This is a genomic window from Persicimonas caeni, from assembly GCF_006517175.1.
In the GTDB taxonomy this organism is placed as follows: Bacteria; Myxococcota_A; Bradymonadia; order Bradymonadales; family Bradymonadaceae; genus Persicimonas; species Persicimonas caeni.
This window is the reverse complement of record NZ_CP041186.1, coordinates 2574059-2587745: the sequence shown is the minus strand read 5'-3', so window position 1 is coordinate 2587745 and position 13687 is coordinate 2574059. Positions and strand designations below refer to the sequence as shown.

Genomic DNA, 13687 nt, shown 5'->3' with positions numbered 1-13687 from the left:
ACGCAGCTGCACATGTAGACAAACGTGCGATTCCTCGCACGCTCTTGGAACTGAACCTAACTCAGAAGGAAATGACTGTGTTGAAGACGATTGGATGGAAGACGGTATTGTGTGTGAGTTGTCTGGCGCTTGCGGGGGCGTGGGGCTGCGGCGATGACAACGGCGGCGGCGGTGGAGGCTCGAATAACGGTGGGTCGAATAACGACGGCTCGTCGGATACGAGCAGCTTTAGCGCGCAGGTCGAGACAGAAGGCGGCAACCAGCAACTCGAGGGCGAGCAGGCGGACAGCAAGGCCGGAGAGGGCAGCTGGGGAGCGTCGATCGCCGACAGCAATCTGCAGATTAATTTGACCAGCGCCGACGGCACGGCGGTCACGGCGATGATCGCGACGACCGAGTCACAGAAAGCCCCTGGCGATTTCACGCCGCAGGCGGATATCGAAACCACCTTCGTGTCGATCGTGAGTGCTGCGCAGGGCAACGCGTTTATGAGCACTGGGTCGGGCACCATCACGCTCGATAGCTGCCCGCGCGCTGTTGGTGAGCATGCCAGAGGCTCGTTCAACAATGTCGTGCTCGCCGCCGAAAGTGGCAACTCGACCTGGACGCTCGATGGAAGTTTCGACGTGGTCGTGTACGCCAAAGCGGGCGACCTGTTCTGCAACGAGCAGAGCTCGAGCAACAATACGTCGAACAATAACACCTCGAACAACAACACCCAGCAGTGTAGCGCTGACTGGTGCGCTGACGGCGGCGTGTGCTGCCCCTACATGCAGTGCATGAACTCCTGTGAACTGCAGTGCTTCCAGAGCGCCGATTGCCAGGGCGGCTTGAACCCGCAGGCTTGCGCCGAGTGCGCTAATGGCTGCCTCGACGAGTGCGATGTCAGCCAAGAATGCCGCACGGCTGCCCAGGCGCTGGATACTTGCAGCACCAACAACGGCTGCGACGAGACTGCTGACTCCGACGCCGAGCAACAGTGTCTGGAGACCAACTGCTGCAGTGAAGTCAACGCGGCGCTCTGACCCTTAGAACCACTGACGAATATCCGGGAAAAACTCCCATTCGTCGACTGCGCGTCGCTTCTGCGCCATCACCAGGCAATAGGTGTCGAGCGCAGAAGCGATCGACAGCAGGCCCACGCCGCACCCGGTCACGATGGCCACGAGCAACACGACGATGCCCTTGGTCTGCTGACCATTCATCATCTGGCCGACGCCTGGAAAAAAGGCCGACAGGATGATGGCGAAGATGTCCGAGTTATCGAGCTTGGGCTTGGTGTTGCGCTGGTGGGCCGGCGGCTCGTCGACAGGGCGATCGAGACTCTCTTCATAGGTGTCCGGCTCGCCCAAGCCCTCCTTCCACGTGCGGGCGTCGTGGCCACGGTGGCCGGGTTCGGTCTCTACGGTGTGGCCGGCGTCCCACTCGCCCCCTTGAGGCTCACGTGGGCCCTGCGGGCCCGGCGCCTGCGTGGCGTCGGGCTCGTGGGGCGGCACCGGCTTGGGCTCGTCGCCGCGCAAAGAGCTTTGCGTCTCGGGGGGAGGGGCATCCCCGGAAGACCAGTCGTTGGGCTGCGAATCTCTTCCGTCATTGCGTTCGGTCATCGTGGTGTTCCTCCCGTTGCAGAAATCAACAAACGCCACGCCCACAATTTAAACGCCAAACGAAAAGAGGGCGCAGAGAAGGCAAGAATGCCTGTCTCTGCGCCCTCTTAGGGCTTTCAGACCAAAGCGTTGAGGGTCAGTCGGCGCCGGTTCCCACAAGCGCCTCGATCTCGTCGGTGGCCTTGGGACACGCGCTCGACAAGTTCTCGTAGCCGTCCTCGGTCACCAAGATATCGTCCTCGATGCGCACGCCCACGCCTCGAAGCGCCTCGGGGGCGTCTTCGTCGTTCTCGGGCACGTACAGCCCCGGCTCGATGGTCAAGACCATGTTGGGCTCGAGCGGACGCCAAGAACCTTCGGTGTCGTGGTAGGGGCCCACGTCGTGTACGTCGATGCCTAGCCAGTGGCCGATGCTGTGCGGATAGTACTTTTTGTACTTTTCTTCCTCGATGAGCTCGTCGACCGAGCCGCTCAGAAGCTTCAAGTCGATCATCGACTCGGTCAGCTTGCGCTTGGCCATATCTTGCAGCTCGTTGTACGGCACGCCCGGGGCGATATGGTCGACCACCGCGATCTGGGCTTCGAGCACCGCGTCGTACAGGTCGCGCTGGGCCGAGGTGAACTTGCCCGAGGCGGGAAAGCTGCGGGTGATGTCGGCGGCGTAAAACCCGAGTTCGCAGCCGGCATCGATGAGCACGACGTCGCCGTCGTCGATGACGTCGCGGTTTTCGACGTAGTGCAAGATCGTGGCGTTGTCCCCGGCGCCCACGATGCTGGTGTAGGCGGGGAACTCGGCGCCGTTTTTGCGAAAGTGGTACTCGATGAGCGCCTGCAGCTCGTACTCTTTGATGCCCGGCCGGCAGTGCTTCATGGCGAGCACGTGGGCCTCGGCGGTCACGTCGACCGCCTGGCGCATCAGCTCGATCTCCTCGTCGCTCTTCTTGACGCGCATGTCGTGCAGGATATCACGCGCATCGATGAGCGCGCCCGGCGCGCCCGAGGGCTTGTTGCGACGGTGGCGAAGCTTGTTGACCCAGCGGGTCACGCGCTTGTCGAACTCGGCGTTGCGTCCCAGGGTGTAGAAGAGCTGCTCGCGCTCCTCCAAGAATTCGGGCAGCTTCTCTTCGAGTTCGCCTACCGTAAAGGCGGCGTCGGCGCCGTATTGGGCCTTTGCGCCATCGGGTCCGGCGCGGCGGCCCTCCCACTGCTCTTTGTTCGGGTCGCGGTCGCGCACGAACATCACGAACTCGCCTTCGTCGTGACCCGGAGCGATCACCACGACCGTCTGCGGCTCGCGAAAGCCGGTCAGGTACAGAATGTCGCTCGACGGCCGGTACGGGAAGTTGGTGTCGTGCGAGCGGGTGCTCTCGGGGTTTGCGACAAGGATGGCCACCGAGTCGGGGCCGATGCGCTCCATGAAGTCGCGGCGGCGGGCGGCGAACGTCTCGGGCGAGAAAGAATACATGCGTCTTCCAGACATGAGGTTGTCAATGATTGTGGGTTCATGGCACGTGTGCACCTTGGAGCCGACACACGTTCCAATCTCCGTGGCTTTTTCTTAACGGAGTTTGAGTCCAGACTGCAAGCGTTCAAGGATCGAAATGGCTGAGTTCGAAGGAAATCTGATTGCTCTCCCCGCGCTGCGACGCCTCGAGGCGCTGATGCCGCGCGGCATCGACTCGGTGCACAAGACCACGCTCAAGGCGCTCGAGCAGGACGATTATTCGCGCGCGCTGAAGCTGGCCAACGAGCGCTACGCGCGCCGAGGCGTCGAAGACTACGACACGGTGCTGACGTATGCGTGCCTGTTGGTCGGCCGCGAGCTCGTGGTCGAGGCGCGTGGGCTGGTCAAAAAAGCGCGCGAGGCGCACGGCGACGACCCGGCGCTGATGGCGATTTTAGCCGACGCGCGTGTGCTCGAAGGCGAAGTCGACGCCGCCAAAGAGGCGCTTCGTCAGATCGACGCCGAGGCGATCGAGCGCCCCGAGATCTTGGCGTTCGTCGCCGACGTGTGGCTCGACTTGGCCGAAGAGGACGAGGCGATCGCGTTCTACCAGCGCGCCGTCGACGGTGACGTCGGCGATCCCGAGCCGGCCATCCGGCTCGCCCAGCTCTACATGGGCCGCGACGAATTGTGGGCGGCCGCCGAGGCCTTCGAGTACGCCGCCAAGCTCGCCAAGGACCGGCTGGGCCTGTGGGAGGCGTGCGCCGACCTGTGGTTCGAGCTCGGCGAGGAGCGCCGCGGCTTGAAGGCCCAGCTTCGCCTCTATGAGCTCGGCGAGGCCGACGCCGACGCCTGGGTCGAGCTCGGCATCGGGTTTGCGCAATTCGGCGAGTTTCAGGACGCGCTCGAGGCGCTCTCGGAGGCCGAAAAAGTCGACCCGTTTTGTGCCGACGCGCTCATCGTGCGCGGGCATGTCTTTTTGGAGCTCGGCCGCGCCGAAGAGGCGATGGCCGCCTTCAAGCAGGCCGAGAAGTTGCGCGGCGAGCGCGCAGCGAGCGCGCGCGGCATGGCTGAAGCGGCGCTCTTGATCGGCGACTTGATGCTCGCCCGGCAGAAGGCCGAGCGCGCCGTCGAGCTGAGCGACGACGACCCCGAGTCGCATCATGTCCAAGGTCGCGTCCAGCAGCAATTCGGCCGCCACGACGAGGCGCTCGCCTCGGTCGAGCGCGCGCTCGAACTCGAGCCGGGCCAGCCGGCCTACCTGGCCTCGAAGGCGTTGTCGTTGGCGTTGCTCGGGCGTGTCGACGAGGCGAAGGCGGTGCTTGGTGAAGCCGTCGAGGCCGCCCGAGCGCATCCGGAGCAGCTTCCGATGTGGCTCGACGGTCGTGCGTGGTCGCGCCTGGAGGGGCGTGTGGAGGAGGACGATTGGGCGGAGATCGACGGGATGTTGGAGGTGTTGGGGCGTGAGGGGTGAGGCGTCTTTTGATAGCCCCATGCGTAGTCGCGCCTTTTGCGACGCAGTTTGGAGGTTAGGCGCGGCGTGATTCGATAAAGGGGGTTGCGTGATATTGTGTCGTTATGTCAACGGTTTAGCGGGCACTCGGTCCCAAGTTCGAAGGTTGCGTCGGTTATCAAAGGGGCGGTCCCATTCTGCGGCTCTGGAAACGTCAGGTCCCTAACTGCCTGCTCAATACATCGGGCCACGATCGGCGACGATAGAGACGCGTCAACGGTGTCCACGTTTCTGACGATGCCAATGCTGTCGACCATGTACCTGACAGTCGCGGTTCCCGAGAGAAATGGGTCTTGCTGGAGGCCATATTCGTAGCAGTCGATAAAACGAGAACGATGTGACTCGTATATCCTTCTCGTAATCCGCTCGTAGCCGGACGTTCGTCGATGCGGGGCATATCTTGGAGGGCGGTCGACTTTGATGCTTCCAAACTCGAACTTTTGAGCCAACCGCAAAGTTTGTGTGGTACGCATCCCGCACTGCAGTACGACAGGCGATGACGCCTGCGGTTGCGCTGCACGCGACACGGCCGTTGACAGTACAAATACCGCCAAGAGGCTCGTCGATAAAGTCAGTATGTCGCGACGCATGGCGTGCTCCTCAGGCTGTCAGGTACTCATTCTAAGACTGAAGCGATGGCGCCTTCCCCCCTAATTGTGGGTAAATAGTTCTCGAAGGTATCAATGGCTTCCGAGTTGGGTCCACGACGGGGAACGATTCATTTGTCTCGGCTTTGCCAGTAATCGGGGCGGCGGCTCGTGTGAAGAATGGCAAGAACGCGAATGGTGTTCGGTTTGGGCAGATAATAGACGGCGTACGGGAACTGTCGAATGAGGGCACGGCGCACATCGCCTTCAACCGGAGCGTGAAGCGATGGGTGGCTCGTCAGGCGGTCGAGCAACTCTTCTAGCCCATCGATGAAGCGATCGCCGAGGTCATCACCGTGTACATCGTACCATTCGACGGCGGCCTCGAGGTCGCGACTGGCTCGCGGGTCGAATTTGACGGTGAGATCACCCACGTGATCTGCCTGCTAGCCGTGCTTTGACAGTTGCCCATGACTCCGTGACTTGGTCATTTGTATTGGCAAGGCGCTCGCGCAGAATCTCGCGGTGCCAATCTGGCACAGGCACCTCGGACTCTTCTGAAGAGAGCTGATTCCACAGCTCTTGGAGGTATTCGATTTGCTCTTCTTTGGAGAGCTTGTCGAAGCCGGGAGGCGGATTTGGAACGGGTTGCGTGCTCATTTGATCTGCTCCATGGCATCATGTGGCGCCGCTTTCGAAAGATAATAACATTTTGGAAGCGTCGCTGCATTTCGCGGTTGGTCGCGTTGGGCGTGGCGAATCAACGAAGCTGGGCGCATTGCACGATCACTAAATTTTTCGCACGCTCGCACGTCTATGATCGGCGAAGACCTCTCCTGAACCGAAACAAACCATGAAACGACTCGCTACAACCTTGCTTTTGGGCCTCCTCGCCGCCGGTTGCGTCGACGATAACCCGGGGTACGCGCCCGAGTCGGGGCTGCCGGAGGCGTGTCGCGGTGGTGAGGCATTCGAGCAGCCCGACAAGCTCGATATTTTGATGGTGGTCGACAATTCGGGGGACGTCGAAGGGGAGCAAGAGCGGCTGGCGAGTGCGCTGCCGGAGTTTCTCGACACGCTCGTCGAGCGTGGTGTGGCGGTGCGTGTGGGTGTTGTGACGACCGACGCGTCGGCTGCGCCGGGGTTGGCGCCGCCGGGGCAGATCGCGGACGGCTGCGAGCAGAACGTCCAGGCCATCGCCAGCTCGGATGACGGCGGTGATTGGACGAAGATCGCTGCGTGTAACGTGGTTCAGGGCGAGGCGGGGCAGCCGCGCCAGCAGGCGCTGGAGGTCATCGAGCGAAGCGTGGTCGAGCGTCCGGGGAACCTCGGCGCCTTCTTGCGCGACGACGCGCGTCTGCTCGTGGTCGTCTTCTCGAACGAAGACGACTGCTCGTCGGGGGCGCAGTTAGGCGGCGAGGGCGCCGTTCGCACCCAGTGCGTGCGCAACGCCGGGCGACTGACCAAGGTGAGCAGCTACGTCGATGCGATTCGCGACGGCGCGCCCGGCTCCGAGGGCGTGGCGTTGGCGGTCGTCTCCGGGCCACCGTCGGCTCGCGAGTTCGGCCCCGACGAGCCGGTGCGCCCGGTGTGCCAGAGCACGCTCGGCGCTGCGTATCCTGCCAACCGCCTGTTCGAGGCGGCCACGCTGTTCGGCGACGACGGCGTCTTCGAGAACCTGTGCACCGACGACTTGAGCTTTACGCTCGCCGAGATCGCCGCCGAGGCGGTCGACGTGCGCTATTGCGTCGACCAATAGCGCGCAACACCTTCACGTTTTCGCCTACATGGGCTAAACTCGCCGAGTAGGTGAACCTACCGAAATTTAATTCAAAGGAACGCAATTGACTGTCGATACGGTTGAGGCGATGGCGGGCTATCTGTCGGATGAGGAGATCGAGGCGCTCGATTTCTCGGATTTGGCGCCGGCGGTGCCGCTCGATGACGACGGCGTGCTGCAGGATGAGGGTTTCTGGCACGCCTTCGACGGCCTGCAGATCTTTTGGCAATCGTGGCAACCCGAGGGTGGGCCCACGCGCGGAGTCATCGCGCTGATGCACGGCTTCGGCGAGCACTCCTCGCGCTACGATCACGTGGCCGGGGCGTTGTGTCGGGCCGGCTATGCCGTGCTCGCCATCGACGCGCGCGGCCATGGCCGCAGCACCGGCAAGCGGGCGCATGTGCAGCGATTCGAGCACTACGTGCGCGACTACGATCTGCTCAAGATGCACGCCCGTGCGCGCTGGCCCGAGCTCGACCTGTTTTGCTTCGGTCACTCCAACGGCGGGCTCATCGTGCTGCAGTACGCGCTGACCCAGCCTGACGACATCACCGGATTTGTGGTCACCAGTCCGTTTTGCGGCTTCGCGCTGGAGGTTCCGGCCATCAAGGCCGCCGCCGGCGACCTGTTGAGCAAGATCTGGCCGTCGTTCACGATGCCCAACGGGCTCGACGGCAGCAAAATCAGCCATGTTCAGCGCGTCGTCGACAAGTACGACAGCGACCCGCTCGACCTCAAGATCGTCTCGGCGCGCTACTTCACCGAGGCGAAGGCCGCCCAGCAGACGCTCTTGGAGCGCGCCGGCGAGCTCGAGCAGTCGTTTTTGTTCTTGGTCGCCGGCGGCGATGAAGTCGTCGACCCGAAATGTGCCGAAGACGTCTTCCACAAGATGGGCAGCGGCGACCGCGAGATGGAGATCTTTCCCAAGCTCTACCACGAGATTCTCAACGAGGAGCCGTGGGACGACATCGTGCGGCGCATGCTGCGCTGGATGGAGCGACACCGACAGACTGCTGCAGAGGACCAGGGATGAAAGGGCCGGCAATGAAATCGGCAGGAGTCGTCAAGAGGGCGTGCGCCATCGCCGGCATCGTCATGCTCGGCATGGGGTTGCTGGGCTGCGAGGAAGAGAAGTTCGGCGAAGCCGAGCGCCAAGAGGTCCAGCGGGTGCTGCACACCGGCGTCGGCTTGGACAGCGATCCGTACGTGCAGGCCGAGACGTTGCGCGTCTTCGAGATGATCAAAAAGCCCGAGCTCAACGAGTTCGCCGAAAAGCTCGTCGACTCGAGCGACTCGCCGATGGTGCGCGTGGCGGCGCTGCGCGTGCTTCTGGCCAACGATTACCAGGACATCCGAAGGGTGGCGACGGCGAGCTTCAACAAGGGGAGCGTGGCTGAAAAGAAGGCGATCTTGAGCGCGGTCCTCGAATATGGTCCGCCGCCGCTCAAGCGGGTGATCACCAGCCGGGCGCTGCGCTCGACGGATCCCTTTCTTCGCCGCCAGGCCTTCGAGGAGGGGCCGCTGGCCCGCCTGGAGAAGGCGCAAGAGGAGGGCAAGGCGAAGCTTCTGGAGAACACGCTCTTTCCCGAAATCGGCCGCTCGATCAACCACGATGACGAGGTGCTCGCCTCGGCTGCGCTCGAGGCGCTGGTCGCCGCCGGCCAAACCGAGCGCGCCGAGCCGCTTCTGGAGACGCTGGGCGACAAGTCGGCCGAGCGCGAAAAGCGCTTGAGCGCAGCGCGTATCTTGGGCCGCGCCCAGATCAAGGAGGCGGTGCCGCACTTCGAGAAGATCCTCGAGTCGGTCAAAGTTTCGAAGACCGGTGAGTTCGTGCTGCCCAAAAAGATCGACGAGGAGCTCGTCAAAGCCGCGACCCTCGGGTTGGTCGCTGCTGGCGAGACCAAATACGTCAAGCAGGCCCAGAAGTACCTGACCAACGCCGACGTCGAGCAGTCCCTCGAAGTGCTCACCGCCCTGGCGCCCAATCCGTCGGAAGACGCCGCCATCAGCCTCAAAATCGCCATGCAGGACGCCCGCGAGCCGGTGCGTTACCGAGCTATCGAGCTGTTCGCCGACCACGACCAAGCGACCGCCAAGGCGTTCATGGCGGCGATGCGCGGCACGGACTTCGAGAGCAAAAAGCGTCTGGCTCAGATTCTAACGCGACGTTTTCCCGGGGAATGGGCAAAGAACCTGTCGAAGCAACTCGACAACGAGGAGCAGCGCCTGGCGACGCTCGAGCTTTTGCGCGACGTCATCGTCACCACAGAGGACGCCCAGACGCTCGAGCCGTTGTCGGACCAGCTCTACAAGCTCGCCAAGGGCAAAGACGAGAAGGCCTCGGCCTTGGCGGCGCTGCTGTTGGTGAAAGTTGCCGATGACCAGAAGAGCCGCGCGCTTTTGGCCGAGGTCGACAGCCCCGAGATTCGCTACGCGTATCTGGAGCACTTGGTGCGCACAGCTCCCAAGACGAACGTGGAGTTTTTCCGCAAGAATTTCTACGCCGACCTGTACGCGCTCAGGTTGATGAGCGCGGCCGGCATGATGCTGGCGTACGACGCCGGCGTGGCGCCGGGGCAGACGGGTGAGGAAGGGGAAGGATTGTGAGTTGGAAGGAACGGGCGATTCGCAACCCCCAAATCCTTAATTGCCCAAATAGATGGCCCCCCTGGCCTGCAAGGCCCCCGCTATTGCTCGTTGATCGCCCAGTCGTAATTCGAGAACTCCAGCTTTGCCTCGCCCGACTCGAGTACCTTCTTTGTCTTTCCGGACGTGTATTTTGCCAGATACGCCTCCACCGAGCCGGCGTCTGATTTGAAGTCGTCGGCGAACCAATTGAACAATTGACTGGTGGTCACGGTCTTGCCGTTGGCTTTCGTCGCCGCCGGGATGAACTCCTGTGCAGAGGCTTCGAGGGTCTTGTCGACGTTCTTCTCCGTTATCGCCTCCTGGCGAAGTCGCGGGCAGCTCTTGGCCGCGCAGACCAGCACGAAGTGGATGCGAGGCTCTTTGAAGGTCGGGCGAATGAGCTTGTGCTCGAGTTCATCGAGGGTGCGCTCTTTGCGCGCAATCGGGTGCTTTTCGCTCTTGAAGAAGCCCTTTTCTTTCCTCACGCTCTTGACCGGCCATTTCTCGAGCACCGAGTCGATGACCGTGGCGTTGTAGGCGTTGATGTAGAACGCCAGCTGGGCCTTGGCCGGATGGGCATCGGGGTTGGCCGTGGCGACCTTCTCCAAAAACTGATCGAGGCGCTTTTGGTCCTTCGCGCTCTTGTGCCAGGCGGCATAGTCGACCTGGCCCTTTCCGTCGACGTACTTGCTCAACAGGGCGTCCCAGTCCTTCGTATCGACGACATCTTCTGCAAACGCAGCAGGGGCGAGCAGCAAGACGGCGAGGGCGGCGAGCAGGGCGGCGGTGCGTTTCATGGCGCTTTACCTCGAAGGACGAGCGGTTAGCTTCTGCACGAATAGACGCGTGTAGACGTTGGAAGATTCAAAAAGCAGCTTAGCTCACGACGAAGTCTACTCAAAGCATATCGGGGGTGGTTCGTATGGAGACCATCGACTTTGGAATGCTCTTTTTCGTGGTGGCGCCAGTGTTGGTGCTGGCCGTCTTCGCCGCGCTGTTCATCGGCAGTTATAACCAGTCGCAACGCGATTTTGCGAGCTGATCCAACCAAACCTGCCAACGACCAACACAAAAACCCCGCGAGGCCACAAGCCTCGCGGGGTTTTTGTGATCTGAGAGCCAAGGCTAGAAGCCCAGGCGCCGAACCGGGTGCCTTAGAGGCTCACCGGGAATTCGTAGGCTTTCGCCTTGTCGAAGTTCCCCGCGACGTTGTCCCAGTTGACGATGTTCCAGAAGTTGTCCACGTACTTGCCGCGGTTGTTCTGGTACTTGAGGTAGTAGGCGTGCTCCCACACGTCGAGAAGCAGAATCGGGATCTGACCGTTGACGAACTGCTTCTGGTGGTTCTCGTAGGCCACCGTGGTCAGGTAGCCGCCCTCGGGCTGCCACACAAGGCTTCCCCAGCCGCTGCCCTCGACGGCCTTGGCGGCCGCGCCGAACTGCGCCTTGAGGTTGTCGAGGCTACCGAAGTCCTTCTCGATCTGGGTGGCCAGGTCGCCGATCGGATCGCTGTAGTCGTCCGGCGAGCACATGTTCAGCCAGAACAGCTTGTGGTTGATGTGACCCGAGCCGTGGAAGGCCAGGCGACGCTGGATGTTGCGGATATTCGAGAAATCACCCGACTCGCGTGCTTCGGCCAGGTCACGCTCGGCTTTGTTCAAGCCGTTGACGTATCCTTGGTGGTGCTTGTCGTGGTGGAGACGCATCGTCTGCTCGTCGATATACGGCTCGAGAGCGTCGTAAGCGTAGGGAAGATCAGGGAGAGTATGTTCGCCGTAATGAGCCATATGAGTCCTCCTAGTTGAGTTTGTTGCAGCTAAATTGTGCACGAAACATAAAACACACATCGCGGGAGTCAAGCGTCCAGTTTAGAACGCCTCCAAATGGTGAGATTGCGCCGCACCTCGACCGGGTATTACCCTTGAAGGCAGACTCAATCCCTCTTGTGAAGTGAGATGCAATGCACCGCGTCGAGGAACATGTTTTGGGCTGGGCGAGGCGACGGGGTCGGCTCGGGGTCGCTCACGTTTTGCTGCCGATGCTGTTGGTGGTGGCGCTCTTCGCCGCGCCTGCTTGCACCACCGGCGAGCCCGCCGAGGACAAGCAGCCTGTCGAGCAAACTCAGCCTGTACGCCCCGGCGCTCAGGCGTGGCAGGAGCATGCGCTCGAGTTGCCCGCTAACTCACCGGTGGTCTTCTGGACGCGTAGCGACCGCTTGCTCGAGGCGATGGCCGGCCTGCGCGATTGGCTCTTCGCCGAGCCGGCGATGTTCGGGCCGAACGGCGCGCAGATGGTCGCCCAGGCGCAAAGCGAGTGGAACGTGATCGTCCGCGAGTTCGGTATGGACCCCTTGGAGGCGCCAAGCTGGGAGAAGATCGGCTTGGATCCCTCGCGCGAGATCTACGTGGGCGTCTATCCCGTCGCCGAGGGGAGCGGCAGTGAGTTTGTCGCCGCCTTCGAGGAGGCGATTCGCGGCGAGTTCGAATTTCCCGAGGAGAACGACCTGCTCGACTCGCTGACCACGATGACGATGCTCGCCCAAGGCGATCTGCCCAAGGGCGTGCACAGCGCGGTCGCCGGGGACGTCGCCGCGCAGGCGCCGCTGCACGGCTTTCGCGTGGTGGTGCCGATCGTCGAGCGGGAGACGTTTCTGGAGAGCATCGACGAGTTGATGGTGGGTATGGAATACGCCCAATTCGCCGTCGAGGCCGAGGGCGACGAGCAGAGTCGGCGCATCTTCTACGACCTCGACGCCGATTGGCCGGGGGTGATGCTTCGGGTCGACGGGGAGCTGGCGATCTTCGACGTGGTCGCCCGACAACTGTCGCGGCGAGTCAGCATCGGCGACGCCAAGGAAGCCGCGTTGGAGGCGATCAAAGCTCGATTGACCGCGGCGGCCACCAAGATCGACAGCGGGCGTCCGGCCGCGCCGCGTTCGCCCGACACGCCGGCGCTGGGCGTGGCGGCCGATCAGGACGGCGCAGGCGATTATGCCAAACTGCGCGGCTACCGGCAGGCGCTTCGATTCGCCGAGGCCGCCGCGGTCGCTCAGCGTGACTTGATCTTTTTGGAGAACGTAAAGCAGGCGCTTCGAAGCGCGCGCAACTGGTCGCTCGCCTCGGGCGAGCTCACCGGGGTGAGCTACGGGTTGTTCACCGGTCCCGAGACCGACGGCTTTTTCCGGCTCAACGTCACCTTGTTCGGCGCCGGTGACGAAGAGGGCTTGGCCGTCTCCGAGACGCCCATCGGACTCGGCGTCGACCAGCGCGGGCTGGCGATGTCGCTCGACATGCTGCCGGTGACCGACAAAGCGTGGCAGAGCTTTATCGGCGTGTCCGACCCCGAAACGGTCCTGCAGGGGTTCGCCGCGGCCGACTTCGACCCGAGCTTCTTTGCCCTGTCGGTTCCTCGAAGCTTGGCGGTGCTCTTTGCGAATACCGAAAAGATGCTCGAAGACTATTTCGTCGGCTCGCTCGAGCCGCTCTTCGAGAATCGCCGGGCGTTTCGCCGCCTGGAGGTCGCCAGCGCGGGCATCGACATGCGAGGGCTTCGTATCCAGCCGCGTCTGGTCGGCCTGGTGCTGCTCGACGAGGAGGCTGGTGAGGATGAGCGCCAAAAGCTCGCCGACGGGCTTGTCGGCGCGCTCGGTGATGTGGTGTCCAATTTGGACGCTCCGCAAGAATCCGACGCGAACGCAGACAAGGCCAAGCCCGACAAGGTAGTGAAGGGAGAACTCGTCGAGCTGGAGGCCGCCGGGGTGTCGGCGCCGGTGATGTACTACTTCGGCGAGACCGGCGGCACGCCGTTCATGTTCTTTTCGTACGGCCTCGCCAAGGAGGCGAGTCAGGCCGAACTCGACGCGGTGTCAAAGCGTGAGGAGCGCGAGCCGCACACGTTCTTGGTGCGCGCCGAGCCGGTGGCGCTCTTTTCGTTGATGACCGTCTTCGACCCGACGCTTTTCGAGCCGCTCGACGTGAGCATCCTGACGCAGCGACTCGGCGCGCTGGTCTTTGCGGTCGAGCCCGAAGTGGTCGACGGGGTGCAGACCATCCGCTACGACTTCGAGCTCCAGCGGCCGCCGTCACTCGATTGAAGTCGGGAAAGACACGAGGCAAGAAGGCGTAGAAGCAA

General features: G+C 62.6%; 13 protein-coding genes. 6 read left to right on the top strand and 7 right to left on the bottom strand.

All coding sequences use genetic code 11. The annotated features are described in order from the left end of the window. Window positions 1–71 precede the first annotated feature (71 nt). Window positions 72–1025: a hypothetical protein gene (locus FIV42_RS09575; RefSeq protein ID WP_141197465.1), complete on the top strand. Its 954-nt coding sequence runs from the start codon at window positions 72–74 to the stop codon at window positions 1023–1025. A 3-nt stretch (window positions 1026–1028) separates the two neighbouring features. On the opposite strand, the gene FIV42_RS09570 is transcribed toward FIV42_RS09575, so the two are convergent. Both FIV42_RS09570 and FIV42_RS09565 read right to left on the bottom strand, forming a co-directional pair. Further along, entirely contained in the window at window positions 1029–1604 is a 576-nt protein-coding gene (locus tag FIV42_RS09570) for a DUF1129 domain-containing protein (protein ID WP_141197464.1), read from the bottom strand. Between the two features lie 136 nt (window positions 1605–1740). Then, the gene (locus FIV42_RS09565) at window positions 1741–3069 is read right to left on the bottom strand and encodes an aminopeptidase P N-terminal domain-containing protein (RefSeq protein ID WP_141197463.1); all 1329 of its coding nucleotides are present in this window, start codon (window positions 3067–3069) and stop codon (window positions 1741–1743) included. A gap of 136 nt (window positions 3070–3205) precedes the next feature. Here FIV42_RS09565 and FIV42_RS09560 point away from each other — a divergent pair, with 136 nt between their 5' ends. Further along, complete coding sequence (locus FIV42_RS09560; RefSeq protein WP_141197462.1) at window positions 3206–4522, top strand: tetratricopeptide repeat protein; 1317 nt, start codon at window positions 3206–3208, stop codon at window positions 4520–4522. 107 nt (window positions 4523–4629) lie between these two features. On the opposite strand, the gene FIV42_RS31410 is transcribed toward FIV42_RS09560, so the two are convergent. From FIV42_RS31410 to FIV42_RS09545, 3 genes are all read right to left on the bottom strand, one after another. After that, window positions 4630–5034 carry an AgmX/PglI C-terminal domain-containing protein gene (locus FIV42_RS31410; RefSeq protein WP_168210527.1) on the bottom strand — a complete coding sequence of 135 codons (405 nt, stop codon included), beginning with the start codon at window positions 5032–5034 and terminating at the stop codon, window positions 4630–4632. Between the two features lie 245 nt (window positions 5035–5279). Continuing rightward, on the bottom strand, window positions 5280–5582 hold the full coding sequence (locus FIV42_RS09550; protein ID WP_141197460.1) for a type II toxin-antitoxin system RelE/ParE family toxin: 303 nt from the start codon (window positions 5580–5582) through the stop codon (window positions 5280–5282). Then, on the bottom strand, window positions 5575–5808 hold the full coding sequence (locus tag FIV42_RS09545; RefSeq protein WP_141197459.1) for an addiction module protein: 234 nt from the start codon (window positions 5806–5808) through the stop codon (window positions 5575–5577). The genes FIV42_RS09550 and FIV42_RS09545 overlap by 8 nt, the downstream gene beginning before the upstream one ends. A 193-nt stretch (window positions 5809–6001) precedes the next feature. Here FIV42_RS09545 and FIV42_RS09540 point away from each other — a divergent pair, with 193 nt between their 5' ends. The 3 genes from FIV42_RS09540 to FIV42_RS09530 all read left to right on the top strand — a co-directional run bounded on the left by FIV42_RS09540 (window position 6002) and on the right by FIV42_RS09530 (window position 9535). Beyond that, the gene (locus tag FIV42_RS09540; protein WP_141197458.1) at window positions 6002–6907 is read left to right on the top strand and encodes a hypothetical protein; all 906 of its coding nucleotides are present in this window, start codon (window positions 6002–6004) and stop codon (window positions 6905–6907) included. An 85-nt stretch (window positions 6908–6992) separates the two neighbouring features. Next, window positions 6993–7961: an alpha/beta hydrolase gene (locus FIV42_RS09535; RefSeq protein ID WP_141197457.1), complete on the top strand. Its 969-nt coding sequence runs from the start codon at window positions 6993–6995 to the stop codon at window positions 7959–7961. Between the two features lie 11 nt (window positions 7962–7972). Further along, a complete protein-coding gene (locus tag FIV42_RS09530; RefSeq protein ID WP_141197456.1) occupies window positions 7973–9535 on the top strand; it encodes a HEAT repeat domain-containing protein in 1563 nt (520 codons plus the stop codon). 80 nt (window positions 9536–9615) lie between these two features. Here the strand turns inward: FIV42_RS09530 and FIV42_RS09525 are convergent, their stop codons facing one another. Together FIV42_RS09525 and FIV42_RS09520 are read right to left on the bottom strand one after the other, a co-directional pair. Beyond that, complete coding sequence (locus FIV42_RS09525) at window positions 9616–10353, bottom strand: DUF547 domain-containing protein (RefSeq protein WP_141197455.1); 738 nt, start codon at window positions 10351–10353, stop codon at window positions 9616–9618. A 357-nt stretch (window positions 10354–10710) separates the two neighbouring features. Further along, a complete protein-coding gene (locus FIV42_RS09520) occupies window positions 10711–11343 on the bottom strand; it encodes a superoxide dismutase (protein WP_141197454.1) in 633 nt (210 codons plus the stop codon). A gap of 173 nt (window positions 11344–11516) precedes the next feature. Between FIV42_RS09520 and FIV42_RS09515 the strand changes: the two genes are divergently transcribed. Continuing rightward, window positions 11517–13649: a hypothetical protein gene (locus FIV42_RS09515; RefSeq protein WP_168210526.1), complete on the top strand. Its 2133-nt coding sequence runs from the start codon at window positions 11517–11519 to the stop codon at window positions 13647–13649. Window positions 13650–13687 lie beyond the last annotated feature (38 nt).

Coding starts and splice junctions, on each gene's coding strand:
- FIV42_RS09575 (WP_141197465.1), top strand. CDS start 72: ATGACTGTGTTGAAGACGATTGGATGGAAGACGGTATTGTGTGTGAGT.
- FIV42_RS09570 (WP_141197464.1), bottom strand. CDS start 1,604: ATGACCGAACGCAATGACGGAAGAGATTCGCAGCCCAACGACTGGTCT.
- FIV42_RS09565 (WP_141197463.1), bottom strand. CDS start 3,069: ATGTATTCTTTCTCGCCCGAGACGTTCGCCGCCCGCCGCCGCGACTTC.
- FIV42_RS09560 (WP_141197462.1), top strand. CDS start 3,206: ATGGCTGAGTTCGAAGGAAATCTGATTGCTCTCCCCGCGCTGCGACGC.
- FIV42_RS31410 (WP_168210527.1), bottom strand. CDS start 5,034: ATGCGTACCACACAAACTTTGCGGTTGGCTCAAAAGTTCGAGTTTGGA.
- FIV42_RS09545 (WP_141197459.1), bottom strand. CDS start 5,808: ATGAGCACGCAACCCGTTCCAAATCCGCCTCCCGGCTTCGACAAGCTC.
- FIV42_RS09540 (WP_141197458.1), top strand. CDS start 6,002: ATGAAACGACTCGCTACAACCTTGCTTTTGGGCCTCCTCGCCGCCGGT.
- FIV42_RS09530 (WP_141197456.1), top strand. CDS start 7,973: ATGAAATCGGCAGGAGTCGTCAAGAGGGCGTGCGCCATCGCCGGCATC.
- FIV42_RS09525 (WP_141197455.1), bottom strand. CDS start 10,353: ATGAAACGCACCGCCGCCCTGCTCGCCGCCCTCGCCGTCTTGCTGCTC.
- FIV42_RS09520 (WP_141197454.1), bottom strand. CDS start 11,343: ATGGCTCATTACGGCGAACATACTCTCCCTGATCTTCCCTACGCTTAC.
- FIV42_RS09515 (WP_168210526.1), top strand. CDS start 11,517: ATGCACCGCGTCGAGGAACATGTTTTGGGCTGGGCGAGGCGACGGGGT.